This window comes from Saccharopolyspora karakumensis (genome assembly GCF_004349225.1).
In the GTDB taxonomy this organism is placed as follows: domain Bacteria; phylum Actinomycetota; class Actinomycetes; order Mycobacteriales; family Pseudonocardiaceae; genus Saccharopolyspora; species Saccharopolyspora endophytica.
Genome location: NZ_SMLA01000002.1, coordinates 137,247 through 163,148, shown reverse-complemented (window position 1 = coordinate 163,148; position 25,902 = coordinate 137,247). Strand labels below are relative to the sequence as shown.

Genomic DNA, 25,902 nt, shown 5'->3' with positions numbered 1-25,902 from the left:
AGCAGCCGCGACGACCTGGCAGCGGTTGCTCGGAGCCGTTCCCGCGCCTCGGAGCTCCACTGCGCACGACGACCACCGGCCGCGCTAAAACGCTGGTCACCGGCTTCGTCCGATGCATTAGCATCCGGAGGCGTGCGCACTCCTGCTTTGACCTCCCGCCTCCGGCCGTTCACGTCCACGATCTTCGCGGAGATCACCGAGCTGGCCCGCCGCACCGGCGCGGTCAACCTCGGCCAGGGATTCCCCGACACCGACGGCCCGGAGAGCATGCTGCGGGTCGCGCAGGAAGCGATCGCCGGCGGCGTGAACCAGTACCCGCCGGGAGCCGGTGAGCCCGAGCTGCGCGCGGCCATCAGCGAGCACCGCGCCGCCCGCTACGGAACCGAGTACGACCCGGAAGACCAGGTGCTGGTCACCGTCGGCGCCACCGAGGCGCTGACCGCGACGATGATGGCGCTGGTCGAACCCGGTGACGAGGTCGTGCTCGTCGAGCCGTACTACGACTCCTACCCGGTCGCGGTGGCCATGGCCGGTGGCGTGCGCAAGACCGTCGGCCTGCGCCAGGGCGCCGACCACCGATTCGAGCTCGACCTCGACCAGCTGCGGTCGGTCGTCGGTCCGCAGACCCGGGCGCTGGTGCTCAACTCGCCGCACAACCCCACAGGCACCGTGTTCACCGATGACGAGCTGGCCGCGATCGCCGAGGTCTGCCGCGGCAACGACGTCATCGCGATCACCGACGAGGTCTACGAGCACCTGCTGTTCGACGAGCGCCGGCACCACCCGCTGGCCGGGCTGCCGGGCATGGCCGAGCTGACCGTGTCGATCTCCAGCGTCGGCAAGAGCTTCAGCGCCACCGGCTGGAAGATCGGCTGGGTCTGCGGCCCGTCCGAGCTGGTCGCGGCCGTGCGCGCCGCCAAGCAGTTCATGACCTTCGTCGGCGGCGCGCCGTTCCAGCCGGCCGTCGCGCACGCGCTGCGCAACGAGCTGGCCTGGGTGGACCAGCTGCGCGCCGACCTGCAGCGCAAGCGTGACCGGCTCTCCGACGGCCTCAGCGAGGCCGGGTTCGACGTGCTCGACAGCGAGGGCACCTACTTCATCTGCGCCGACGTGCGCCCGCTGGGCTTCACCGACGGGGCCGACTTCTGCCGCTCGCTGCCCGAGCGCGTCGGGGTCGCCGCCATCCCGGTGCAGGTGTTCTGCGACAACCCGGGCGACTTCCAGCACCTGGTCCGCTTCGCCTTCTGCAAGAAGGACGAGGTCCTCGACGAAGGCATCCGCCGACTGCACAAGCTGCGCTGAGAGCTGTGGAGGACGTGCTTCGCGTGGCGCCTCAGCGCCGCCGTGGACTCCGCTCCTTGAGCAGGTCGGTCACGAGGCGCTGAAGAACTGCGGCGGTGCCGCCTCCTAGTCCTCAACCACCTCCGTAGCCGATGCAGATGAAGCCCGTTTCGCCGTGCCGCGCTTGGGCCTCGGCCAGGGCGGCGGCGGGTGGCAGGCCTGCGTCGAGCCCGTCGTGGAGGGTCAGCATCACCTCCACGGTCCGCTCGTCGGGAACGGGGACGACGCTGGCGATCACCGTCGCGGTGCCCCGGTCCAGCAGGGTGGCGGTCAGCCCGCTGAGCTGATCGCCCCTGCTGATCGCGGATTTCCCGACGTCGCAGGCCGACAGCACGACGGTGGTGGGGCTGCGGCGGAGGCCGTCGAGGTCGTGCGCGTAGAGCGGGCCGTCTGCCAGATCCAGGCAGGACAGCAGCGGTTGGTCGTCGCGGAAGTGGCCGTGCGCGGCCAGGTGCGCGACGCGCGCTCCGTCCAACGCGGACAGGACCCGGTCGGTTCGCGCGCCTGACCCGGTGAGCAGCCGCCCGCCGCCGCGGTGGTGCAGCGTGCGGACCTCGCGTTCGGCGTGGTCCAGGCGCGGCCCGGCGATCCACGCCTTGCCGCCGGCCGGATTCGCCGCGCGCGCCCGCTCGGCACCGCCCAGCCAGCAGCGGATCGACGGGCTGACCGTGACCGGGTTGCCCCGGCACGCGGGCAGCGCCGCCCACGGCATCAGGTGCAGCCGGCCGGTCGGCACCACGACGAGTTCGCGTCCCCGCTTCAGGGCTGGGAGGACGGGCGCCAGCAGCTGCGCTTGGAGCTCGGCCGCGGCCAGCGCGACCCCGTGCTCGAACATCGGGGCCGCGCGGGAGTCCACGCCGCACGCCTGCCGCGCGAGCAGGTGGCGGAGGCGGACGGCCTGGCTCTCCGCCGCGGCCTCCGGACCGAGCACGTGCAGCGCGGCCTCACCGTCCACGATGGACACCGCGAAGAGCCTGCCGCTCTCGGAGAACAGGCTCAGCAAGGCGGCATCGCCGAGTTCGGCGCTGATCTCGCCGATCTCGGCCGGCGCCCGCAGCCGATCGGTGCGGCCTTCCACCAGCATCGCCCGGTGCCGCACCTGTTCCTCCAGCTCGGCAACGGTGTTCATGGCCCGCTTCGGGTCCGCCGCGCGCTGCGCGTCGAGCACCGCACCCCGCAGCCGAACCAGGGACGCGTTCAACCTCGGGTCGGACGGCGGTCGCAGCGCCCGGCGGTGCAGCGCGCTGGCCCGGGAGCGTTCGGTCCAGCGCAGCACCAGCTGCGGGTCGCCGATGCGCAGCGCGGCGCGCACCGCGACCGCGCCGAGCTCGTCACCCAGTCCCAGCGCGTGCACCCGCATCTCGAAGGCGGCCATGCCGGCCGCCTGGCCGTCGACGGCCTTGAGCCCGGCGCGGCACGCCCGCAGCAGCCGGGCGGTGTTGCCCTCCTGCTCGGCCAGCAGCGCCTCGGCCAGCCAGCCCAGCGCTCGCAGCTGCGGCGGCACGGCGAGCTCGCGCAGATCAGCGCAGCGCCCGAGCAGCTTGCGCGCCACCGAGGTCAGGCCCGCCAGCTGCGCGGTGCGCCCGGCGGTGAGCCGGAGCTCGGCGGCGGCCGCGCGCCACCCGAAGTCCTCGCACGCGTTGGCCGCCCGTCGCGCCGCCGACAGCGCGTACCGCGTGCTCTGCCCGGACCGCAGCTTCGCCTGCCACACGATCGCCGAGGCCAACGCCGCCCACGCGGGCCGCTTCTGGCCGCGGAACAACCGCCTCGCCGCGCTCGCCGCCTCCGCCGCGGCAGCCGGGTCGCCGTCGCGCAGCGCGCATTCGGCCAGCGCGAGCCGGGTTTCGGCGAGGCGGCCCTGCCGTCCGGTGGCGGCCAGGCGCTGAGACGCCTGCTCCATCACCGCGCGGGCGTGCCGGGTCAGTCCCGCCGCCGCGAGCGCTTCACCCCGGTCCACCAGTGCTTCCGGGTTCGCGGTGACGTCGAGCCCGGCCGCCACCGCCTGCTCGAACAGCCGCAGCGCGCGGGGCAGATCGCCCGCCCGGAACGCCACGCAGCCCCGGTTGTGGCGGCATCCCGCGGCGCGCGCGCCGCGACCGCCGTCGATGAAGATCCGCTCGGCGTCGGCCAGGTCCTGCTCGGCCTCCTCCAGCCTGTTCGTGTAGAGGTTGGCCAGGCCCCGACCGAGCAGCGCGTTGGCCTTCCACCGCCGGTCCCCGTCGAGGTGGACCAGCGCGCTGGTCAGGCGCAGTCTCGCGTCCCGGTGGTGGCCGCGCTGGCAGTGCAGCAACCCGCGCAGGCACGTCGCCCTCGGCCGGTCCTCGGCGGGCAGGTGCGGTTCGGCGGCGGCCAGGTTCGCCCAGCTCGCACCGGTGGCACCTCGTTCGAGCTCGATCCACGCCAGTGTCAGCTGCAGCTGCGCGGCCCGCTTGGGCCGGTCCCCGCGTTGCGCGGTGGACAGCCCGAGCCGCACGTGCCTGCGCGCCTCGTCGACCCGGCCGAGCTCGACCGCCGCCAGCGCGGCGATGTGCCGGGCCAGCACCCGCAACTCGCCGTCGGGAGCCGCACCCGACAGCAGCCGTTCGGCCTCGCGCAACGCCTCCTGCGGTGCCGCGGTCGCCTCGTCGCGCCAGCGCAGCGCGGCCTCGATCGCATCCGGCGGTGCCACCGCCGTCACCGCGCTCAACAGACCAGCCAATCCGCGATGGCGGGCTCGGCCCGCTCGGGACGGAACACCACGCTCAGCGGACCGCGCGGCACGTCGGCCACCTGGAACGCGCCGTCCCGGTCCAGCTCCCCGCTGCGCTCGCCGGACGGGTGGCGCAACACGACCTCGCCGGTCGGCGGCGCCTGCCCGGACCGGTTGAGCACCATCCCGGACACCCGGACCAGTCCGGCCGCCGTGGGCACCACGTCCATCTCCAGCACCCGGCCGGGCATCGCGAAGGTCAGCACGCGCGACTGCGAGCCGCCGGCCCGCACACCGACGCATTCGTCCGCGGAGTCGCCGACGAGCTTGAGCTCGCGCCGGTCTCCGCGCGCCGCGCGCATCGCGACCGCCGCGTAGGAGCCGGCCAGCACTCGGTCCGGGACCGGGTCCTGGGCCTGGAACATGTCGCGCAGTCGGCGCAGTTCCGCCGGAATCCGCTGCTTCATCCCGCCACCTCCTCAGGCAGGTCGGCGCTGACCAGCCGCCTGCGCAGCTCGGCCAGGCACCGGCTCTTCTTCGGGCCGATCGTTCCTCTCGGTATCCCCAACGCCTCGCTGACCTGCGCGTAGGTGGTCTCCGGCGCGACGGCCAGGACCCGCAGCAGTTGTTGGCAGCGCTGCGGCAACGCTCCGAACGCCTGCGCCAACCGCGTACCGGAGACCACGCGCAGCGCCAGCTTCTCGGCGGCCTCGGAGTGCTCGGTCGCGCCCAGGTGATCGGTGTCCAGACCGACGGGCGCTTCCCGCGACCGCGCGCGGCGCAACCGGATGGCCTCCCGCCTGGCGGTGGTGACCAACCAGCCGGGCAGGGCGTCGGGCTCGCGGAGCCGTTCGAGGTTCTCCGCCAACGACAACCAGGTCGCCTGGCAGACGTCCTCGGCGTCCGCGGTGCTGCCGGCGTACGCCCGCGAAACACCCCAGATCACGGGCGTGTACAGGTCCACCAGTTCCCGCCACGCCTGTTCGTCCCCGGACGCCACCCGATTCAGCAGCACCGCAGCCGGACCGGCTTCCCCGACCTCGTACACGACCAGCACCTCCGGAGCTCGGTGATCTCTCTTCCTTCCCACCGAGTAAGAGGACGAAGGGGTGCTCAAAGATTCAGTTTGCGCTGGATACCCCACGATCGGGTCAAGAAATGCGGTACCGGATCACTCGTCCGCGACGGGCTCGGGCAGCGCGGGGGCGTACGGGTAACAGTGCTCGACGAGTTCGCGGGCCCGCGCGGGGTTCCGGTCCGCTTGCAGGGCGGTGGCGATCACGGCGGCGACCCGGGGCGCGGCGAAGGACGTGCCGCTCCAGCGCGCGTAGCCGAAGTCGCGGTCCCCACCCGGAGCCATCCGGACGAAGCAGCTGCGCACGTCCACGCCCGGTGCCGCGGCGTCGACCCAGTCACCGGTGTTGGAGAACGAGGCGATCTTGCCGTCGGCCCCGGTCGCGGCCACGGCCAGCACCTCGGGCATCGCGGCGGGCCAGAAGGGCCGGGTCCGGCCGTGGTTGCCGGCCGCGGCGACCACGACGGCCGGGTCCATCGCGCGCAGCGCTGAGGCCAGGACCTCCGGGCAGCGGTCGTCGGCGGTGCGGCAGCCGGAGGTCAGCACGACCACGTCGACCGACTCGCCGCGGCGCTGCGCCGAGCGCCGCAGGGCGCGCAGTCCGGAGGCGACGGTGTAGTCGTCGGTGAATCCCAGCGAAGACAGCACGCGCTTGGGTCGGATGACCGCGCCCGGGGCGTGCTGCAGGACGACTCCGCTGACGAACGTGCCGTGGCCGGCTTGCCGGTCCTGGCCGGCGTCGTCGTCGGCGTCCAGTTCCTCCGGAGCCGCTTCGAACCCGGGGCGGCCCGTGAACCAGGGATGCGGATCGCACCCGGTGTCGAGCACGCCGACGAACACCGGCGGTTCCCATTCGGCCGAAGGGGGATCTGCGACCGGATGGGTGGACTCCGGTTTCTCCCCGGTTCCGAACATCACCGGCGTTCCGAACATGACCGGACTGCCGACGTGGACGTTGTTCACCGAAGCACCGGCGCCCTCTCCGGCCAGGTCGACGCAGTGGTCGCGTTCGGCATCGCGGAGCCGAATTCGGGCGAGCAGCAGGTCTTCGTCGTGGTGCACCCGATCGATCCACCTGCGGTATCGGTCGAGCACCGGGTCCAGCGAGTCCGCCGGGGCCAGCAATTCACCGCGCCTGACCAGGCATTCGCCATCGCCGCCGGGATCGTGCAGCAGCATCTCGTGCCCGTAGGACGTCCAGATGCGATGGAGTTCGGCTAGACCCAGCCGTTCCTGATTCTGATCCTGATCCACAGCGGACACTGTGCCGCTTTCGGGCTAGGTCCACAGCGGACGAGACCTCTTCGGGGAAAGGGGATCACCCCTTCCGACAACATTTGGCCCCTTCCGGGGTCCTCCAAATGCATGGAGAATGCTGGCCCAACTGTCGTGATCGTCGCTCAAGGTGGTCCGAAATCGCCTCCTGGGGTGGTTGAATGTCAGCCGGAGGCGCCGATCATGGCGCATCCGTTGCTCCACCGCGCCACGTGGCGCGACTCGACCGGAATTGGCGGTGGTGACCGTGAAGGGAATTCGCGCAGTGCGCGGTCCCCGTTCGCGGACCGCTGCGCTCCTGGTCAAAGCCTCGCTCTTCAGCGGTTTGTGCCTGGGAGTGATGGTCGGCGGTGCGACCGCGGCTTCGGCCGGCGAGAATGCGCACACCGACAAACCGGGCGTATCGCAGTCCGCTTCGGCATCTGCGTCGAGCAAGCCCGACTCCGCTGATCACCCTTCCGGATCAATGGCCAAGGGCTCGGGCTCCGGAAAATCGTCGAAGCCCGCCGAGAAGGTCTCCCAGCAGAAGAGCACCAAGCCTCAGAAGGCGGTCGAGACCGAGAAGCCCGACCCGCCGAAAAAGGTTCAGCCGAAAAAGCCCGAGAAGGTCGAACCGGCGAAACCGGAGAAGGCCGCACCTGCCGCACCGGCGGTCACCGCTCCGGCAGCCCCCGACACCGACGCCGCGTCGGCGAACGCCAACGCGGCGTCGAACGGGAACGCCTCCGCGAACGCCCACTCCCCGTCCAGCGGGAGCTCGGCGCACTCGAACTCCTCCTCCCACGCGAACTCCGCCTCCCAGGGCGCGCACGATTCGCTGGGCAAGGGCAACAGCGCACGTCACAAGAACACCCCCGCCATCGCCGACGAGCAGTCGAACGCACCGCCCAATGCCCTGTTCACAGGGCCGACGGTCCGCAAATCGGTGAAGGCGTCGGGAACCAGCACCGCTCGCGATGACGCACGGCCCCGGGCACCTGATGCGGACGAAGCGCCGGACGGCGACCCGTCGGGCGGTCCGAGCCCTGCCGTGCCCTCTCCCTGCTCGCCTCCCGCGAGCTCGCTGACCACGGCGAGCGCCGGTGGTGTCGGTGGCCTGCGCCAAGCGCACGCCATCCTGCCCACCGCACCCGATCTCTCGGGCACCGCTGCCATCCTGGTGGCTCAGCGCGACATCGGACCGAACGTCAGCACCCGATCGGCCGAAACCACGGCGTCGCCTGACTGATCGCGGCCGTTCCGGCCTGCACGTCACCGCTTCAGCGGTGACCCTGGTGTCAAAACCACCCGATGAACTCCGATCCGGACGCCTGCGCCCGACCGGATCGGACCGGGGCGCCACCAGCCTGTCCGGCAGCGTCGATCAAGAACATCGCTGATTAAGCGTCTCTGACCTGCTGAAAGCACAGGACTGGGCCCTGGCCCCGGTGCCGCAAATGCCCCTGCGGCGCCGGGGCGGCGCCCCTCTGGTCGAACCGCCCGTCGGCACGTCGAGGGGCCGTGCCGACGGGCGGCCGGCGACTACTCCTGGGTGGAATCCGTGCGGGAATTCGCACGGATTCCACCCGGCGCGGGCCTGAAGCTTTCCACGAGGGGTGTCAGCTTCAGGCGATCGGAACGGTGAGCGGGTTCGGTGCTGGTCCTGGCCGCACCGAACCCGCTGCCGCAGCGAGCCGCTGGATCGCTTCGACCAGCAGTTCAGCCGGCAACGTGTAGGGCACCCGGATCCAGCGCTCCAGCGATCCGTTCACCGAGAAGCGAGCGCCCGGTGCCAACCGAACCGCGTGCGTCTCGGCCGCGACCGCCAGCCTGCTGGAGATGGGTTCGCCGACGTCGCACCACAGCGCCAGCCCGCCGTCGGGCAGGCGGAAACGCCACTCCGGCAAGTGTTCCCGCAACGCAGCGACCACGACGTCGAGCCGCTGCCGGGTTTCCTCCCGGCGCCGGGTCAGCACCGGTTCGGCGTCGTCGAGCAGTTCCGCGAGCACCAGCTGCTCCAGCACCGGCGTGCCCAGATCGACGGCCGCCCGCCCGAGCACCAGCCGCTGCACGAACTCCTCGCCGGCCCGGATCCAGCCGAGCCGCAGCCCGCCCCAGAACGACTTGCCCGCCGAGCCGATGGTGATGGCGCGCTCGGTGAAGCTCGCCATCGGCGGCGGGGGTTCCTCGCCGGTGAGGTCGATGTCGATCAGCGTTTCGTCGATGACCGCGTTCGTGCAGGTCCTCGCCAGGGCCGTCGCCAGCCGGGACCGGCCCTCGGCGTCCAGCCGCACGCCGGTGGGGTTGTGGAAGTCGGGGATCAGGTAGGCCAGCCGGGGCGCGGTCTGGCGGAGCGTGGCGTTGAGCAGCTCCAGGTCCCAGCCGTCGTCGGTCATCGGCACGGCCACCGGGGTCACCCCGTGACCGCGCAGGGCCTCGACGGCGTTGGGGTAGGTGGGGTGCTCGACGAGGACCCGCTCGCCTGGAGCGACCACCGTGCGCAGGACCAGCGCGAACGCGTGCTGAGCGCCGTTGGTGACCAGGATCTGCTCGGGGTTGGTCGGCAGACCGCGCGCGGTGTAGCGCTCGGCGATGCGGGTGCGCAGCGCGGGGAGCCCGTGCGGCTGGTAGCCGTGGTCGCCGAGCTGCTCGGCGAGGCGCACCTGCGCGCGCTCCACGGCCGCGCGCATCTCGGGCGGAGCCCCCGGGGTCGCCTGGGCCAGGTTGATCACACCCGGGTCGTTGGACGGGAACCAACCGCCGTGCATCTCGTTGCCCCGCCGCGAATCCGGCAGCTTCACCCACGAGCCGGCACCTCGGCGACTCGCCACGAAGTCGTCCTCCCGCAACCGCTCGATCGCCCGGGCGACCAGGGTCCGGCTCACGTCGAGGGCGGCGGCGAGCTCCCGCTCCGCGGGCAGCCGGGTTCCCGGTGGAAGCCGTCCGTCGAGCACCAGCTGGCGAACGCCCTCGGCGAGCAGCTGCGAGGAGGGCCGCGACGCGCCGTGCCAGGCCCCGAGGAGATCGACGAGCTTCTGGCCGTAGATGTGGGCGCCCGGTGTCGGCAACATGGGTCCAATTTAGCGTGATTGGCTATCGAAATGAAGTCCAATTCACCGCTAAGAAGGCGGTATGGCTTCGATCCCCGCTCCGCTGGACCTCTCGCTGCTGTCGATGCGCTTCCGCCCGCACACCCGGTTCCCGCAGCTCATCGGTGGTCTCCTGCTCTACGGGGCGAGCCTGGCGCTGATGGTGCGCGGCGACCTCGGCCTGTCGCCGTGGAGCGTGCTCGACCAGGGGATCTCGGAACGGCTCGGCGTGAGCATGGGGATGGCGAGCGCGGTGGTGGGCGTTGCGGTCCTGCTCTCCTGGCTACCGCTGCGGCAGCGACCGGGAGTGGGCACGGTCGCCAACGTGCTCCTGATCGCGGTCGCGGTGGACGCCACCCTCGCCCTGCTCCCTCCGGTGGAGGCTCTGGGGATCCGGGTCCCGCTGCTGATCGCCGGGGTCGCGCTCAACGCGCTGGCGACCGCTACCTACGTCGGCGCCCGCCTCGGACCGGGGCCACGGGACGGTCTGATGACCGGGCTGCACGCGCGAACGGGCTGGTCGGTGCGTCTGGTGCGGACGTCCATCGAGGTCTGCGTTCTCGCAGCGGGCTGGCTGCTCGGCGGCACCGCGGGACTCGGGACGGTCCTCTACGCGGTGGCGATCGGGCCACTCACACAAACCTGCCTGCCGTTCACCGCCGTGCGAGTGAAAAAAGATCTCTGCCCCTAGAGACATCTCGGATACCACGCAGTAGCATTGACGCCGTCCACCTGACCCCCAGGGGTGGACCTTGACGCCCCCGCACTCCCGGTAACCCCCAGGCCGGTTGAGCGCGGGGGCGTCGCTACTTCCGGGTCTCGTCGACCCCGCTCAGCGCTCGCTGCCCGTGCCACCGGACGGCCGAGGTGGACAGCACCGGCTCGAACACATCGGACGGCAGCGACGGCATCTCGAACCACGATCCCTCCCACCGCGCGGTCATCCGAACGCTACCGGCGGCCACCGACACAACCGGAAGATCGCCGTGACGATGACTTTCCACCGGATCGGCGGTCTACCTCTGCGACGGCCGGAGGACAGGAGCGAGCATGCAGAAGCGAGAACCGGTGACGGGCCCTGAGCTGATCGGGTTGTTGGAGCGCGGCTTCGAGGCCACCTCGGCGGTCCTGCAGGCGGTGCCGCCGCAGCGTTTCGGGGACCCGAGTCCGTGCGAGGGGTGGACCGCCGGCCAGGTCGGCGATCACCTCGTCGGTGGCGCGAGGTACTTCGGGCAGGTCGCGGCCGGGCAGGCTTCCGAGCTGCCCGCCGAAGACCCGCGGCTCTCCGCCGACGAGGTCGCGGCGGCGTTCGGCGAAGCGGCGCGGCTCAACGTGGCCGCCTTCAGCAGGCCGGGCGTTCTCGATCAGCAGCTCGACTTCGCGTTCGGCCCGACGCCGGGTTGGGTCGTGGCCAACATCAGCCTGTCGGAAACCGTGATCCACGGCTGGGACCTGGCCCGCGCGGTCGGGCTTGCGTACTCCCCGGACGACGCCGCCGTCGACGCCGTCATGCGGTTCCAGTCCCAGAGCGGCGAGGACGAGCTCCGCGCCGAGGGGATGTTCGCCGCGGCGGCGCCGGCACCCGGGAACGCGACCCCGTTCGAGGAGCTGCTGGCCTTCACCGGCCGCGAGCCCTGATCGGTGTTCCGGATGAAACGGGCGCGGCTGTCGGACCGGCGTGGCAGGATTTCGCAGGTGGGTGGGTCATCGGGCAGATCGGCGCGGTTGCGGGACCTCGCGTTGCTGAGGCGAGTCCGGGATCGGATCGACCGCGCGTACGCGCAGCCGCTGGACGTCGAGGCGCTGGCGCGCGGGGTGAACATGTCCGCCGGGCACCTCAGCAGGCAGTTCCGGGCCGCCTACGGCGAATCCGTCTACTCCTACCTGATGACCAGGCGGATCGAGCGGGCGATGGCGCTGCTGAGGCGAGGCGACCTGAGCGTCACCGAGGTGTGCTTCGAAGTCGGCTGCTCGTCGCTGGGCACCTTCAGCACCCGGTTCACCGAGCTCATCGGCGTCCCGCCCAGCACGTACCGGCGCGAGGCGGCCGGGACCGCGGCGATCCTGCCGTGCCTGGCCAAGCAGGTCACCAGACCGGTCAGGAATCGAGAAGCGCCGTCGCAGAGCAGCTCATAGCGTGATTGCCATGGACATCAGCATCAACGCCAGCTTCCTCCCGCAGGACGACCCGGAGGCGGCCCTGGCCTTCTACCGCGATCTGCTCGGCTTCGAGGTCCGCAAGGACGTCGGCTACGCCGGGCTGCGCTGGCTGACCGTGGGCCCGCCCGGGCAGCCCGGCACCTCGATCGTGCTGCACCCGCCGGGCGTCGACCCGGGCATCACCGACGACGAGCGGCAGCTGATCAGCGAGATGATGGCCAAGGGGACCTACGCCGGAATCCTGCTGGCCACACCCGATCTCACCGCCACGTTCGATGCGCTGCAGGCCGGCGACGCCGAGATCGTCCAGGAACCCACCGACCAGCCCTACGGCGTGCGCGACTGCGCCGTCCGGGACCCCGCCGGGAACATGATCCGAATCCAGGAAGCGCAGTGAACGGAGCCGCGATGCACATCGCCGACAGCCACGACCTGATCCGGGTTCACGGGGCGCGGGTCAACAACCTGCAGGACGTGAGCGTCGAGATCCCCAAGCGCCGGCTGACCGTGTTCACCGGCGTGTCGGGATCGGGCAAGAGCTCCCTGGTCTTCGGCACCATCGCCTCCGAGTCGCAGCGGATGATCAACGAGACCTACAGCGCGTTCCTGCAGGGCTTCATGCCGACGCTGGCGCGACCCGACGTCGACGTGCTCGACGGGCTGACCACGGCGATCATCGTCGACCAGGAGCGGATGGGCGCGGACCCGCGCTCCACGGTCGGCACCGCCACCGACGCGAACGCCATGCTGCGGATCCTGTTCAGCAAGCTCGGACAACCGCACATCGGCTCACCGCAGGCGTTCTCGTTCAACGTCGCCTCCATCAGCGGGGCGGGCGCGGTCACGATGGAACGCGGCGGGACGAAGGTGAAGGAGCGCCGCGAGTTCAGCATCACCGGCGGCATGTGCCCGAGGTGCGAGGGGCGCGGCAACGTCTCCGACTTCGACCTCACCCAGCTCTACGACGACTCGAAGTCGCTGCGCGAAGGCGCGCTGACCATCCCCGGCTACACCATGGACGGCTGGTACGGGCGGATCTACATGGGTTCGGGGTTCCTCGACCCGGACAAGCCGATCCGCAAGTACACGAAGAAGGAGCTGCACGACCTCCTCCACAAGGAGGCCACGCGGGTCAAGGTCGAGGGCGTCAACGTCACCTACGAGGGCCTGGTCCCGCGGATCCAGAAGTCGATGCTGTCCAAGGACCGCGAGGGGATGCAGCCGCACATCCGCGCTTTCGTGGACCGCGCCATCACCTTCGCCACCTGCCCGGAGTGCGACGGCACGCGGCTCAGCGAAGGAGCCCGGTCGTCGAAGATCGCGGGCATCAACATCGCCGACGCCTGCCGGATGCAGATCAGCGACCTGGCCGAATGGGTCAGCGGACTGGACGAGCCGTCGGTGAAACCGCTGCTCGGCAAGCTCCGGCACACCCTGGACTCGTTCGTCGAGATCGGCCTCGGCTACCTCTCGCTGGACCGGCCCGCCGGAACCCTGTCGGGCGGCGAAGCCCAGCGCACCAAGATGATCCGGCACCTCGGATCGTCGCTGACCGACGTGACCTACGTGTTCGACGAGCCGACGATCGGGCTGCACCCGCACGACATCCAGCGGATGAACGACCTGCTGCTGCGGCTGCGCGACAAGGGCAACACGGTCCTGGTCGTCGAGCACAAGCCGGAGACGATCGCCATCGCCGATCACGTCGTCGACCTGGGTCCGGGCGCCGGAACCGACGGCGGCACGGTCTGCTTCGAGGGCGACGTGACCGGCCTGCGCACCAGCGACACCGTGACCGGCAAGCACTTCGACGACCGCGCCTCGCTCAAGTCCGAGTTCCGCCAGGCCAGCGGTGCGCTGGAGATCCGCGGCGCGACGGCGAACAACCTGCGCGAGGTGGACGTCGACGTGCCGCTGGGCGTGCTGTGCGCGGTCACAGGCGTCGCGGGTTCCGGCAAGAGCTCGCTGATCCACGGCTCGATCCCGGCAGGGGAGGGCGTGGTGTCGATCGACCAGAGCGGTATCCGGGGGTCGCGGCGCAGCAATCCGGCGACCTACACCGGACTGCTCGACCCGATCCGCAAGGCGTTCGCCAAGGCCAACGGCGTGAAACCCGCTCTGTTCAGCGCGAATTCCGAAGGCGCCTGCCCCACCTGCAACGGTGCCGGGGTCGTCTACACCGACCTCGGGATCATGGAAACCGTTGCCACGACGTGCGAGGAGTGCGAGGGCAAGCGGTTCAACGCCTCGGTGCTGGAGTACCGCTTCGGCGGGCGCGACATCAGCGAGGTGCTGGACATGTCCGTCGCCCAGGCCGAGGAGTTCTTCGGCGACGGCGACGCCCGAACTCCCGCCGCGCACAAGATCCTGGAGCGCATGGACCAGGTGGGGCTGGGCTACCTGCGCCTCGGCCAGCCGCTGACCACGCTCTCCGGCGGCGAGCGGCAACGCCTCAAGCTGGCCACGCACATGGGCGACAAGGGCGGCGTCTACGTCCTCGACGAGCCCACCACCGGTCTCCACCTGGCGGACGTGGAACAGCTCCTCGGCCTGCTCGACCGGCTCGTGGACTCCGGCAAGTCGGTGATCGTCATCGAGCACCACCAGGCGGTCATGGCCCACGCGGACTGGATCATCGATCTCGGCCCGGGCGCCGGTCACGACGGCGGGCAGGTCATCTTCGAAGGCACCCCGGCCGACCTGGTCGCATCGGGCAAGACCCTGACCGCCCAACACCTCGCCGACTACGTGCGGGCTTGAGCCCGGACGAAGCGCCCTTCGTCCCCAGCCCGAACCACGCTCCCGGAGCCGGGTAGTCGAGGGGTTCTCCTCCGCGAGGAGAACCCCTCGTCCTCAGAGCACCCATCTTTCCCTTTCCGGAGTGATTCCCGCCGATTCGGTCGCCCATCACTCGCGACCAGGCTCTTCGCGGGCGCGCCCGAAAACGCCCTATAACGCGGTTAGCGGCCATCGGGGTGATGAGAACGGGGCAGGCGCACCTTCCCGAGGGGCAACCCGTTGGTACATCCGCCCGGCGATGTTGCCTCCAAGCGAAAGGGAACCCATGCGCGGAACCCGTCTGTTCGTGACCGCCGCCTTAGCGGCAGCAACCGCTCTGCCCCTCACCGCAGGCCCCGCAACAGCAGTCGAACGCAACCCGGTGATCTTCGTGCACGGCTGGAACGGCAGTGCCTCCAACTGGAACGAGCTGGTGGCCGACTTCAAGGCCGACGGCTACACCGATGGCGAGCTCACCGCCTGGAACTACAACACCTCGCAGTCCAACAAGACCACCGCCGACCAGCTCTCCGCCGTCGTCGACGACGTGCTCGCCCGGACCGGTGCGACCAAGGTCGACATCGTCACGCACTCGATGGGTGGCCTCAACAGCCGCTGGTACCTCAAGTTCGTCGGGGGAACCGACAAGGTCGACGACTGGGTCTCGCTGGCCGGGCCGAACCACGGCACCACGTCGGCGAACTCCTGCTTCGACGCGTCCTGCGTGGAAATGCGGCCCGGGTCGGAATTCCTGACCACCCTCAACGACGGGGACGAATCACCGGGCGCGGTCAACTACGGCACGTGGTGGTCGACCTGCGACGAGACCATCGACCCCGATGACAGCACGGTCGTCTCGGGCGCGCGCAACACCCAGACCGGGTGCATCACGCACCTCGGCTTCCTCACCGACGACGGCGTCTCCCAGGACGTCCGCACCTTCGTCGCATGACCTGAGGACCGGTGCGGGCCGGTGGATCTCGGACCGGCCCGCCCGACTCAGCTCCACTGTGGACTCATGTCGGCCCGTGCAGCTTCCCCACGAGCCCCTCGAGGACGACCGGAGCTGCGAGCACGCTTCGCTCGCGCTGTTCACATCGAGGCGCACCGCCGAGAACCTCTGATCCGGAGAAGACCTCGGCAATTTCCGAGTTCCCGCGAACGGCGGCGAATGAGCGCCGCGCATTCCACCAGACGGGACTTGCCCAGCACGCCGCCGGAAGGCTCACGACGATTCCTGCGCGAATGCGTCCCCCGCACACCGGAATCGAAATGGACGCACTTCTTCCGAACTTCCGCCACCAACCGCCCAAGCTCACCCGTTCGTGTGCTTTCGTCAACGCCGCCTCGAGGCAATTCGTTCACGTCGAGCGCACGACGAGCCCGCGCCGATCCTGATGAGGCACCATGACCAGGTGCGTCCTGCCCAAGGTGCGTCGTTCCGCTTCGAACCGATGGTCAACATCGGGATCAGCGGGATCATGGCCGTGGAAGCGTTGCCGTCCTGCGGTACCGCCGGACCAGCAGATTCGCACCGGTCTCCCGATCGCTCACTCGCCGCGCAGGACGGCGAGATGGCCGTGGCAGGTCTGTGCGAATTCCTCGAATGCGAGTCGATGCTGCCATTGCACGTCAACATCTTGGCGAGCACGGTCGCTCATGACCTGGCCTGGGCTGAAGTGCTCCGCGCGGAATTGCACAAGGCCGGGCGACTCGAGCACGAGATCACCGTCGAGATCGGCCCACCGATGAGAGAGGTGAGCGTTTCCTGCCTGTTGGCCGGCGTTGACTACCTGCGCAACTGCGGTTTCCGGATCGCCCTGGACGGCGTCGGGGATTCAGACGTCCCGCCCGCTCTGGTGGCTGACGTACGGCCCGACGTGGTGAAACTGCATCCCAACATCGTGCGGTCGCTCCCCGAATCACGCGGGCGTCTCGGGGTTCTGGACGCGATGAACGCGCTGTGCGAATCGACGGGTTCGGTGCTCGTGGCGGAGGGAGTCGAGGACGACCGGCAACTCGCGCTGCTCCGCGACCACGAGGTCCGGCGAGTGCAGGGACCGCTCTTCTCCTCTCCCACCGGGCTTCCTCCCAGCACCGTGAGCGTTCCCCAGCGCGGCGCGCTCGTGGACCGCACCGGAGAGGCGATCACGGGCCCGCGCGCTTCCGACTTCCTCTCCGCCGCCACGACGCTCCCGCTGACCACAACCGCCGATGAAGTGCGCGAAGTGCTCAACGATCACCCGGACGTCGAAAGCGTCGTCCTCGTCGACGAGGACCGCCGGCCGGTTCACACCCTCGACCGGAGCCGTTTCCTGCTGTCGGTCACAGGTCCGTACGGGCATGCGCTGCACGCCGCGAAACCTGCCTCACGGCTCGCCGACAAACCCCGCCTGGTGACGACCTCCACGCTCGCGATGAACGCCTTGGAGACCATCAGCCAGTCGAGCCGTGAACGCCTCTACGACGATGCGGTCGTGGTCGACGAGAGCGGACGATGCCTCGGCGTCGTGCGCGCGATCGATCTGATCCGAGGCATCGCGGCGATGCGCACCGACAACGCGATCGCTCTGAACCCGCTGACCGGGCTGCCCGGCAGCGACAGCATCGCGTGCGAAGTCCGCCGATGCATCGACCGCCGCGACTCGTTCACCCTCGGTTGGCTCGACGTCGATTCGTTCAAGACCGTCAACGACACCGTGGGCTTCGCCGCCGGCGACGATCTGATCCGCGGCCTCGGCCGCAGCCTCACCGACGCCGCGACCGTGCTCTCGTCGGTCAAGGTCGCTCATGTGGGCGGGGACGACTTCCTCCTGTTCGCCACCGCTGAAAGCGATCTGCAGCAGTTCGCAGACCAGGTGCTCACCCCCCAGCGGGAGGCCAACGGCGTCGCGGTCACCCTGTCCCTGGCCACGTTGGAATGCTCGGGTTCGACGGTGTCGAGCTACCAGGAGGCGTCACAACGGCTCACCCCGGTCAAGCGCATCGCCAAGAAGGTCGGCGGGACCAGCTGGGTCACCTCGCGCTTGGACGACGAGTCGATCCGGGTCAAGCGAGGGCACTGGCCGGACGACAGTTCCGAAGACGGCCAACGTCCTGCCGCATCCCACGACGAGGCCGTGCGTCCGAACCAGCCCTCGGTGCTCACCCGGCTTTACCGGTCCTCCCAGCGGTTCACCGATCTCCTCGCGGTCGCTCCCGTCGGCATCGGTTTGTTCGACGAGTCCGAGAGCCTCGTCGACGCCAATCCGGCGCTCTGCGATTTGCTCGGCTACCGCCTCGACAAGCTCCGCGGGATGACGGTCGAGCACATGACCCATCCGCAGTTCCCCGCCACGAAGCGCACCAACGCCACCGCCCCGGCGAGTTACCGGATGCTCATCCGGTCCGACGGGCAACCGGTGTACTGCGAACTGCATTCGGCGCTGTCCGTTCAGGACGACGGAAGGCAGTTCTGGCTCATGGTCTTCCAGGACATCACCGAACGCCACCAGGCGGCCGAGGCGCTGCACCACCAGGCCACCCACGACGAGCTGACGGGACTGCCGAACCGAGCTGCGATCAACGAACTGCTCAACGATCGGCTCACCGCAGCGAACCCGCAGCGGATCGCGGTTCTCGTCTGCGACATCGACAACTTCAAGCGGATCAACGACGCTCTGGGGCACGAGGCCGGCGACGACGTCCTGCGCTCGCTGGCCACTCGCTTGGAGAACAACGTGCCCGACCCGTGCACGGTGGGACGGCTCTCCGGCGACGAGTTCATCGTGACCTGCCTCGACGTGGACGATCTCGACGGTCTCGCCACGCGGCTGGCGAGCCTGCTGCGCACGGCCGTTCCGGTCAAGGGCGAGCACTTGGTGCGCATATCGGCCTCGATCGGCGTGGCTGTCTCCGACGACACCATCACCGACGGCGATGACCTCGTGCGCTTCGCCAACGCCGCGAAGACCGAAGCGCAGAAGCGCGGACCGGGACACGTCGCGCTGGCCGGACCCGATCTCATCACGTCCACCGACCAGCAAGTCCAGCTCGAGAGCCAGCTGCGGCTGGCTCTGGCGAACGACGAGCTCCACCTGCACTACCAGCCGGTCGTGGACGCCACCGGGATGACGGTCGGCGCCGAGGCCCTCGTGCGGTGGAAACGAGACGACGGCACTTCAGTGGCCCCGGGGACCTTCCTCCCCGTCGCAGAACAAGGAAACCTGCTGCGCGACCTCGACCGCTGGGTCATGCGCACCGCCTTGGAGGAAGCGAGCGCATGGCCTCCGGGACCCGACGGGACACCGATCGGGATCTCGATCAACGTCGCAGGACTCACCCCGGACGATCCCGACTTCGCAACCGAGGTCGCGGCCATGATCGACGACTCGGGAATCGACTGGAACCGAGTGGTGATCGAGGTGGTCGAGACCGAACTCGCAGACATCCCCGCCAAGCAGCTCAGCGCGATGCACCGGCTCGTCGAGCGCGGGCTGCGCTTCGCCGTGGACGACTTCGGAACCGGTTACTCATCCTTGGCGCGTTTGCAGGACCTACCCGCGCAGATCATCAAAGTCGACCGCAGGTTCGTCGCCGAGATCGACACGGACAACACCCAACTGGCCGTTGCCCGGGCGATCACCGACATGGCCAAGGCGATGGGGCGCAGGTGCGTGGCCGAAGGCGTCGAGACCGCCGCGCAATTGCGCACCTTGCGCGAACTCGGCATCGAGCGGTACCAGGGTTGGCTCTTCTCCCACGACGTGCCCGGTGGAGAACTGCGGTCACTTCTGGGCAGACCCCTGCCGCAGTTCGGTTAACGGGCAAGCAGGACCACCGACTCGCCCCGCGGGCACGCCGACCACGCAGACGCCACCGCCACGGCCGGGCTGGGTTGCGGGCGCACCGGCGACGGTCACCAACGAAAAAGCCCCTCCCGAACGGAGGGGCTTTCTAGCTCTGAGCGGTGGCCAGGGGCGGGGTCGAACCGCCGACTTCCGCTTTCAGTTCTACGATCACCGTTTCAGCTGAGGTCGCGAACGGAAAATCAGCAGGTCAGAGGTTCACCGTGAACAGGCCGCGCCGCTTTCGAACTGCCGTGAACGCGTACGGATGAGACCAGGAGTGAGACCATGCAGCTGGTCGGCGGCCCCCGACGAGCGCCCCGGCGATGTCATCAAGAAGCCGAACCGCAAGGTTGGCCGAACGGGTCTCCGCTACCGCTTCCTCACCTGGCGCTGAGCCAGGCGGGACCACCAGCCGGAAAGCCGCACCGCCCTCCGGCTGGTGGTCGTTCCGCTAGTTCAGCGCCCCCACCGCGAGCCGAGTGGCCTCGGCGACCAGGGCGTCGTCATAGCTGGCGTCCCGGTCCGCGCGGTCGCTCATCACCGCAATCACGATCGGCGCACGGCCCGGCGGACGGACCACGGCGATGTCGTTGCGCGTGCCGAAGTCGGCGGAACCGGACTTGTCCTCGACCTGCCAATCGGCCGGCACGCCCGCCTGAACGAGCTTCGTCGTGATCGGCGAGTTCCGCATAGCGCTGAGCAGGATCTCCCGCTTGTCGGCCGGGAGGGCATCCCCCAGCGCGACTTTGCGCAGGTCCGCGGCGAACGCACGCGGTGTCGTCGTGTCGCGGATGTCCCCCGGAGCGGTTTCACCGAGCTCGGTCTCGATCCGGTCCACGTGGGTCGTGGTGTCACCGAGATCCCGCAGCTCCTGCTGCAACCCGGCAGGGCCGCCGAGTTCGCGGAACAGGAGATTGCCAGCGGTGTTGTCGCTGTCCCGGACGGCGGCGACCACCACTTCCCGCAGTGTCATGCCGGTGTCGACGTGCTGTTCGGTCACCGGCGAGTACGGCTGGAGGTCCTCTCGGGTGTAGTGGATCCGTCGTTGCAGCCCTTCGACCGTGTTGCGGCGCAGCACGGCGTAGGCGGAGAACACCTTGTGCGTCGAGGCGTAGGCCCAACGCTCGTCCGCGCGCTGAGCGATCGTCTCTCCGGTCCCGGTGTCCACCGCGTACACCCCGAGCCGGGCGTGGAATCGGTGCTCCAGGCCGGCGAAGTTCGGGCTCTTGTCAGCGGCCAGCTGCGTCGGAGCCTGAACCGGAGCCGCCTGTCCACAACCGGCCAGCACGAACAACATCAGCAGAGCGGAACAGACCCGCACTACGTACCGCATCGGCACTTCACCTCTCGTTGAACGGTCGACCGCAGCTTCGCCGCCGCCGGGCCATGCTGTCTAAGACAGGAATCGACGCTTCCATGCTGATTCCGTATAAGATGAGCTCATGGACCTGGTCGGCGGCTGTCGCGCGTTCGTGAGCGTGAGCGAGTTCGGCGGGTTCACCGGGGGCGCCGCCGCCATCGGCATCCCGCAGCCCGTGGCCAGCCGACGGATCGCCGCGCTGGAAAAACACCTCGGCGAGCGACTCTTCGACCGCTCCACTCATCGCGCCCAGCTCACGCCGTTCGGGCGGAGCATGCTGCCTTGGGCGCAACGACTGGTGAACCTGGCCGATGCGATGGAGCGGGACGCGGACCGCGCCCGGCTGCGGCCGATCGCGGTCGCGGTACCCACCACGTGCAGGCGCCGTGATCTCGCCGAGCTCGATTCCGAGGCGCGGGCGCACGAACTGTTCCTGCAGTTCCGCCCCGCCCGACCCGCGCAACGCTTCGAACTCGTCCGCGGCGGCGAGGTCCGCGTGGCCCTCACTGCGGCGCCCTCCGACGAAGCAACCTGGACAGTGCCCCTGGGCGTGGCCAGCGCGGTGTCGCTGCGCAACGCGGCAGTGCACCTGGAGGCGCTGCGCATCGGCCGTGCCGCCAAGGCACCGAAGCGGCGGGTGTGGATTCAGCCGGAGGACGACGTGCCGCACATCCGGGATCCGCTGATGCACCTGCGCGATCGTCTCGGACTGCAGCCCGCTCAGGTCAGCGTGGCCGAGTCGCTGACGTCAGCGGCCGCGACCTGCTTCGGCTCCGCCGACCTGCTGCTGTGTTCGGCGGCGCAGGCCGAGGAGTTCGGCCTGCACTGGCATCGTCTCGTGGGGATCTCCCTCGATCGCGGGTACGAGATCACCGCTGACACCGGGGACGAAGCCGAGCGCTTCCGTGTGAAACTGTGGAACCCGGTCGCTCGATGCCTGGGAGGTGGGGCTCGATGAACACGGCCCGGCTCGCAGCCGACCTGGTCGAGGAGCTGGATGAGGGCGGGCTGCGCGGTTCGTTCCTCGTTCGCGATCTGCACACAGGCCGGGAGATAGGTATCGACCCGGACGTGCTGTTCCCGGTCGCCTCGTTGATCAAGGTTCCGCTGGCAGCCGCAACCGCGGAACGTATCCGTCTCGGGGAACTGGACGGCTCAGCGCAGTTGACAGTGCAGCCGGGGAGGATCAGCACGCCTGGACCCACCGGGCTGACCCGGTTCCGGTACCCAGCTCGCATTGCCGTGGACGATCTGCTGTACCTCAGCATGTCGATCAGCGACGGGGTGGCTGCGGACGCGCTGTTCGGACTCACGCCGCCTGCCGAGGTGAATCGGTTGCTGCGGGCATGGGAGCTGCACGGAATCACCGCACGTCACCTGCTGGGCGCGCTCTCGGACACCCCTGCGGAGCGGCTCCCGGCCGAGGAAGGGCACCTGGCGCACTCGCTGGCCATCAGCTCCGGCACGAGCGGACGCGGTCACCGCATTCAGCAACTGGACGTGGCGCGCGCGAACACCGGTTCGGCACGGGCTTTCGTGGACCTGCTCCAGGCACTGTGGACCACGTCCAAGATCGATGCGGTCGTGCAGTCGCGCATCCGCGAGCTGATGGGCACCAACCTGCTGCGGCAGCGCTTGGCCCCCGACTTCACCTCGGACGCCACCACCTGGTTCTCCAAGACCGGCACCCTGTTGAACCTGCGGCACGAAGCCGGCGTCGTCGAGCACGCCGACGGCCAGGCGTTCGCCATCGCCGCCCTCACCGAGTCCAGGATCTCCGCGGTGCACCAGCCAGAGGCCGAAGTGCTGATGGCCCGCGTGGCACGAGTTCTGCGCGACCACCTGCGCCACGGCTGAATTGGGACCGAAACTGAGCTGCGAAAAAGCCCCTCCCGAGCGGGGAGGGGCTTTTTCGCAGCTCTGAGCGGTGGCCAGGGGCGGGGTCGAACCGCCGACCTTCCGCTTTTCGGTTCTACGATTGCCTGTTCGACACCGGCGACCTGAGCTGTATGGCCTGGCCAGGAGGCTAGAGCGAACAGGGCCGACCGCCCTTGAACGACAACGAATGAGACCAAAACTGAGACCATCACCCTGGCAGTCCACAGATCCGCAAGCCTCGCGCATCTAACCACCTCGGCGCTCACGGCCAATGGCACGGTGCGGATCACGAAGCAGATTCGCGCTAGGCAGACAATACCCCAACGTAGAAACATCTCAGCCACCTTTACACGTCGATTTTGTTGCTCAGCAAAATTCTTGACCTGCTACTGTGGTGAACTGAAGGGCTGCATTCCACTTTTGAAGTGAGCCTGCGTGCACCCACGACCAGGCGTCGAAAATGGCTCCGCTTGCACCAACTTCGCTTAGGCGATGAAAATATACATCGCAGCTATAAGCCAGGCGTTACAGTGACCAGGAACACGTTCGCTGGGATTGAGAATCTTGTACGATTCTGTTTCGTCACGATCATTCTGATTCGAGATCCAGCGGCGGTAACGCCGATGGCTACTAGTTTTCTCATGTGGGAGAACCTCAACAATGCACACCGTAAGCTTCGATTCCGATGCCAGCGCTCAGGCCGCATTCAGCGGGGACGCTGACTTTCATGCCGAAGCCATGGCTCGTTCCTACACCACGGCCGAGGTCGAAGCTGACCAGAGCTCGCAGGCTCAGCTGATCGGCGCGGCCGCGAGCACTTTCGAGGCTGAAGGCGGCGCGGACGCTGAGTTCGACGCCACCGCTGCTAGCTACGGCAGCGCGGATTTCGACATGGTCGACACGTACTGGGGCGGCAGCGTTGAGGGCGATGTCGCCACCAGTGCCGCATCCAGCGTGGATTACACCAGCTCCCTCGATGGCGGGTTCGGTGACGCCACGTTCGCAGGCAGCGGTGAGGCGGTTGCGGAAAGCAGTGCCGCGACAGAGGCTGGTTTCTTCTTCGCCTAGGGCGTGCGCGCAATTCGGTCGGTAGCTGCAATTGCGCAAGTGCTGGAAGATGATTGGATGACTGCTTAGGATTTGCGGTAAGGGCCCGCCGCTGCCGCAGTCGTCAACCATTTCACGCAGCCCCAAGATATCGCCCCCGCCTCCGATCGGTTCGCCGATCGGAGACGGGGGCGGTTACTTCGCCGTTGATGGCGGGATCCTGCTCGGCTTGCCGTACCGGAAGGCCGAGCCGCCTTGGGAGACCTCCTCGCAGCGTTTACTCATGTAGCCGGATGGCCCTCGGCGGATCACTGGAAAGACGTGATCTTCTCAGGAGCAAGCGGCCTGTCCCTTGACTACGAGCGTGAGACTTCGTGAGACCTTGGCGTCGCATGCTCTCTTTCGAGCTTTGTGAGCGCCCTGCGGACAGCGGTGCAGCCGCGTTTGTCCACAAGTGCATGGAATGCGGAGAGCGCGGCGCTGTCCTCGTGTCCGGCGAGCTTCAGAAGAGCGCGCAGCTCAAACAGGCAAGCAGCCTCGTTAGCTATCACGGTCTCAACCTTCCTTGAAGCGATGCTTTTCGCGCTGTAATCATGATCTTCGGATCGGCAGAACGCGGGTCCGTGCCACGGCTTGCGGGAGGTACCTGGTTTCTTCGCCACGTTGTGCCTTGGCGGGTTTCGCGGCAGGCAGGGCACCTTGAAATCGGAGCGATCGCGGAACGTGTTGGCGAGGAATGCGCAGCCTGATTGTGTCTGGATCCGCGAAGCGACGGGCGGGGGCGTCGGGATCCTCGGTAGGCCACTGAGGTACGGCAGGGGCCGCCGTCGTGATCTGACCCAAGGGCGTAACAAGGCGCGTCATCTCGTAGTAGCTCATCTCGGGCTTTCTCCACAGTTGAATTGGGCCTTGGGGGCCAGCGCGGCGGTGATCAGCGCTGGCCCCAAGGTCAGCGAGAGTTCCAGCAGAATTCAGGTGGTGGTCTGTCAGAAGTCGAACACCACACCTGTTTCCACGCGCAAGGCACAGATGTTGGAATACGTTTCTTCGAACCGAACTTCGGATCCACGCCAGGTGCCTGTAGCGCTGACCATGACGGGGGCGTACTCCAGCGTGCACGCACGGGGCTCTTCTGCCTGCAAAGCTGTGAAAGATCCACCGACTTGGTCGAGCTGAGCACAGGCTTCCACCGTGTGCTTGTGGTTGCCGCCCGTCGGGTGGCAGCGCAACACGACCATGCGGCTCAAGCCCGAACCGTCGCTGGAAACAGAGAGCCTAACCGTACTCGCGACACTGTTCTTCGGTGCGGCCGACGTCTCCGTGGCGACCGCGGCAGGCGCCAGCATCGCACCGATCAGCGCAGCGCCAACAATCAAAGCGCGGCGCATCGATTTAGCAAACATTCGTCTTCCTCCAGGAAAGGGAAGAGCCACAACTCTAAGGACAAGGGGTTCAGATGTCGATCAACCGTTGCCGAAGCGTTGCACAAGCAGTTTTCGTGCCGGGTTGCTCATTGCGCGACCTCTGAGTTTGCGCCAGTGGTGACGCAGAGATATCGCGCGATTACACGCCCACCGCCAATGCGGGGCGGGGACGTTCTTTTCGACGCGCGCAACGCTATCTCGTTACAGCCTGCACAGTTTCGTTAGACCATACGGGTGATGGACCCGGAATGATCCCTGTTGAGTCGTCACAGTTAGGGAGCGCCACCGGACGTGGAGCGCGGGATGCCCTCGTCACTTGTCATGGCCTTCCGCAGTGGGCGCGGCCCTGACTGCACCGAAAACCCCGGACCCTCACGAAAAGAATCGCTTTCGCCTGGAGCAGGTGAACAATTTTCGCGTTAGTTCATGTTTCAATAACGCATACGTCGAGAAACGAATGAACTCGACTCCAACGAATCCCGGACGCGGGGAGTTAACCTTCCCGCGACTGGTGACCGCTGGTTTCCCCGGCCGACGCTCACCAGGGCCCGGGTCGCAGCGCCCTGAACTCCCCCTCCGGGCGGCGCGCGATACCTTCGTGAGGCTCCACGCCAAGCGGCGTCAGCGCCTCGGTCTATGGGCGCTGGCGCTCCCGTCGTCGGTGACGCAACTTGATTGGGCCTACCCCGGCGGAGAGATCAGTCAGCGCGCGGCCCGACGATCTGCCCGGGAGCCCGAACCCGCCGCGGTACAGGTCGGGCTCCCGGACGATCAAGATCCCCCGACCCTTCGGGGCTGTCAGCACGGCAGGCATCGTAATGAGCGGCACTGACGCTTCCGAGGTCTCGAGCTCGTCAGGCGGACAAACCTCGGTCCTCGCGCCCGTCCAGGTGGGCGACTCTAGGTGTGCGCTGTCGCGCGAGGGTTCGCGGAGGCGGGCATGTCGAGGGCGGTCGCGGCGATGCGGCCGAGCGGACA

Annotated in this window: 20 protein-coding genes; 12 read left to right on the top strand and 8 right to left on the bottom strand. The window is 68.7% G+C overall.

Features of this window, described 5'->3' with window-relative positions:
- Positions 1 to 132: 132 nt before the first annotated feature.
- Positions 133 to 1,302, top strand: a complete 1,170-nt coding sequence (locus E1202_RS02030; protein WP_132680532.1) for a pyridoxal phosphate-dependent aminotransferase — start codon at positions 133 to 135, stop codon at positions 1,300 to 1,302.
- A gap of 112 nt (positions 1,303 to 1,414) precedes the next feature.
- On the opposite strand, the gene E1202_RS02025 is transcribed toward E1202_RS02030, so the two are convergent.
- The 4 genes from E1202_RS02025 to E1202_RS02010 form a co-directional block, all read right to left on the bottom strand.
- Positions 1,415 to 4,018 (bottom strand): CHAT domain-containing protein, encoded by a 2,604-nt coding sequence (locus tag E1202_RS02025; RefSeq protein WP_235877581.1) that lies wholly within the window; start codon positions 4,016 to 4,018, stop codon positions 1,415 to 1,417.
- Positions 4,019 to 4,023: 5 nt separating this feature from the next.
- Positions 4,024 to 4,497 (bottom strand): carboxypeptidase regulatory-like domain-containing protein, encoded by a 474-nt coding sequence (locus E1202_RS02020; protein WP_132680531.1) that lies wholly within the window; start codon positions 4,495 to 4,497, stop codon positions 4,024 to 4,026.
- Positions 4,494 to 5,078: an RNA polymerase sigma factor gene (locus E1202_RS02015; protein ID WP_132680530.1), complete on the bottom strand. Its 585-nt coding sequence runs from the start codon at positions 5,076 to 5,078 to the stop codon at positions 4,494 to 4,496. The genes E1202_RS02020 and E1202_RS02015 overlap by 4 nt, the downstream gene beginning before the upstream one ends.
- A 123-nt stretch (positions 5,079 to 5,201) precedes the next feature.
- On the bottom strand, positions 5,202 to 6,359 hold the full coding sequence (locus tag E1202_RS02010; RefSeq protein WP_235877560.1) for a S8 family peptidase: 1,158 nt from the start codon (positions 6,357 to 6,359) through the stop codon (positions 5,202 to 5,204).
- Between the two features lie 487 nt (positions 6,360 to 6,846).
- Between E1202_RS02010 and E1202_RS02005 the strand changes: the two genes are divergently transcribed.
- Positions 6,847 to 7,608, top strand: a complete 762-nt coding sequence (locus E1202_RS02005) for a hypothetical protein (RefSeq protein WP_132680529.1) — start codon at positions 6,847 to 6,849, stop codon at positions 7,606 to 7,608.
- A 376-nt stretch (positions 7,609 to 7,984) separates the two neighbouring features.
- Here E1202_RS02005 and yczR read toward each other — a convergent pair whose 3' ends face one another.
- A complete protein-coding gene (gene yczR / locus E1202_RS02000; RefSeq protein WP_132680528.1) occupies positions 7,985 to 9,430 on the bottom strand; it encodes a MocR-like transcription factor YczR in 1,446 nt (481 codons plus the stop codon).
- Between the two features lie 61 nt (positions 9,431 to 9,491).
- On the opposite strand from yczR, the gene yczE reads away from it, so the two are divergent.
- On the top strand, positions 9,492 to 10,139 hold the full coding sequence (yczE, locus tag E1202_RS31215; protein WP_235877558.1) for a membrane protein YczE: 648 nt from the start codon (positions 9,492 to 9,494) through the stop codon (positions 10,137 to 10,139).
- Between the two features lie 115 nt (positions 10,140 to 10,254).
- Here the strand turns inward: yczE and E1202_RS31210 are convergent, their stop codons facing one another.
- Complete coding sequence (locus E1202_RS31210; protein WP_165943705.1) at positions 10,255 to 10,392, bottom strand: hypothetical protein; 138 nt, start codon at positions 10,390 to 10,392, stop codon at positions 10,255 to 10,257.
- A gap of 106 nt (positions 10,393 to 10,498) precedes the next feature.
- On the opposite strand from E1202_RS31210, the gene E1202_RS01990 reads away from it, so the two are divergent.
- The 6 genes from E1202_RS01990 to E1202_RS01965 all read left to right on the top strand — a co-directional run bounded on the left by E1202_RS01990 (position 10,499) and on the right by E1202_RS01965 (position 19,188).
- The gene (locus E1202_RS01990; protein WP_132680527.1) at positions 10,499 to 11,086 is read left to right on the top strand and encodes a TIGR03086 family metal-binding protein; all 588 of its coding nucleotides are present in this window, start codon (positions 10,499 to 10,501) and stop codon (positions 11,084 to 11,086) included.
- 57 nt (positions 11,087 to 11,143) lie between these two features.
- Positions 11,144 to 11,584: a helix-turn-helix transcriptional regulator gene (locus E1202_RS01985; protein ID WP_235877556.1), complete on the top strand. Its 441-nt coding sequence runs from the start codon at positions 11,144 to 11,146 to the stop codon at positions 11,582 to 11,584.
- 10 nt (positions 11,585 to 11,594) lie between these two features.
- Positions 11,595 to 12,005: a VOC family protein gene (locus tag E1202_RS01980; protein ID WP_132680525.1), complete on the top strand. Its 411-nt coding sequence runs from the start codon at positions 11,595 to 11,597 to the stop codon at positions 12,003 to 12,005.
- A gap of 11 nt (positions 12,006 to 12,016) precedes the next feature.
- Positions 12,017 to 14,368, top strand: a complete 2,352-nt coding sequence (locus E1202_RS01975; RefSeq protein WP_132680629.1) for an ATP-binding cassette domain-containing protein — start codon at positions 12,017 to 12,019, stop codon at positions 14,366 to 14,368.
- 304 nt (positions 14,369 to 14,672) lie between these two features.
- Entirely contained in the window at positions 14,673 to 15,338 is a 666-nt protein-coding gene (locus E1202_RS01970) for an esterase/lipase family protein (RefSeq protein ID WP_132680524.1), read from the top strand.
- A 463-nt stretch (positions 15,339 to 15,801) separates the two neighbouring features.
- Complete coding sequence (locus E1202_RS01965) at positions 15,802 to 19,188, top strand: EAL domain-containing protein (protein ID WP_165943704.1); 3,387 nt, start codon at positions 15,802 to 15,804, stop codon at positions 19,186 to 19,188.
- A 478-nt stretch (positions 19,189 to 19,666) separates the two neighbouring features.
- Here E1202_RS01965 and bla read toward each other — a convergent pair whose 3' ends face one another.
- Positions 19,667 to 20,548 (bottom strand): class A beta-lactamase, encoded by an 882-nt coding sequence (gene bla / locus E1202_RS01960; RefSeq protein WP_132680522.1) that lies wholly within the window; start codon positions 20,546 to 20,548, stop codon positions 19,667 to 19,669.
- A 109-nt stretch (positions 20,549 to 20,657) separates the two neighbouring features.
- Here bla and E1202_RS01955 point away from each other — a divergent pair, with 109 nt between their 5' ends.
- The 3 genes from E1202_RS01955 (at position 20,658) to E1202_RS01945 (ending at position 23,521) form a co-directional block, all read left to right on the top strand.
- Positions 20,658 to 21,533, top strand: coding sequence for a LysR family transcriptional regulator (locus tag E1202_RS01955; protein WP_132680521.1), 876 nt, complete (start codon positions 20,658 to 20,660; stop codon positions 21,531 to 21,533).
- The gene (locus E1202_RS01950) at positions 21,530 to 22,432 is read left to right on the top strand and encodes a serine hydrolase (RefSeq protein ID WP_132680520.1); all 903 of its coding nucleotides are present in this window, start codon (positions 21,530 to 21,532) and stop codon (positions 22,430 to 22,432) included. Before E1202_RS01955 ends, E1202_RS01950 begins: the two co-directional genes overlap by 4 nt.
- A 681-nt stretch (positions 22,433 to 23,113) precedes the next feature.
- Positions 23,114 to 23,521 carry a hypothetical protein gene (locus E1202_RS01945; RefSeq protein ID WP_132680519.1) on the top strand — a complete coding sequence of 136 codons (408 nt, stop codon included), beginning with the start codon at positions 23,114 to 23,116 and terminating at the stop codon, positions 23,519 to 23,521.
- Between the two features lie 965 nt (positions 23,522 to 24,486).
- On the opposite strand, the gene E1202_RS01940 is transcribed toward E1202_RS01945, so the two are convergent.
- On the bottom strand, positions 24,487 to 24,903 hold the full coding sequence (locus tag E1202_RS01940; RefSeq protein WP_207918421.1) for an SSI family serine proteinase inhibitor: 417 nt from the start codon (positions 24,901 to 24,903) through the stop codon (positions 24,487 to 24,489).
- Between the last annotated feature and the right edge of the window lie 999 nt (positions 24,904 to 25,902).